Annotated in this window: 1 pseudogene; it reads left to right on the forward strand. The window is 53.4% G+C overall.

Annotated features, from left to right (window positions below):
- Positions 1 to 122 (forward strand): annotated as a pseudogene (locus AF337_RS45615) (ethanolamine ammonia-lyase subunit EutC); the annotation flags it as partial.
- Positions 123 to 253: the final 131 nt, after the last annotated feature.

Consider the following 253-nt stretch of genomic DNA (forward strand, 5'->3'; position numbering starts at 1 on the left):
AGATCGCAGCGGACAAGATCGTTTGGACCGTCCGGGAGGCGCTTCGCTTGCAGCTGACCGGTGTCGATCTCAAGGAAAATGCCGAAGGCGCCATAGAAGCGCTGCCACACCAAGAAACATAAAGTTCAATCTAAAAAAAAGGGGAACAATCATGTCAAATTCTCAACCGACGCTCGCCAAGAGCCTGACCGGGCTGCATTTATGGGGACTTGCAGTCGGCTTCGTCATCTCGGGCGAATATTTCGGCTGGAGC

The organism is Rhizobium ecuadorense (genome assembly GCF_001187535.1).
Lineage (GTDB): Bacteria > Pseudomonadota > Alphaproteobacteria > Rhizobiales > Rhizobiaceae > Rhizobium > Rhizobium ecuadorense.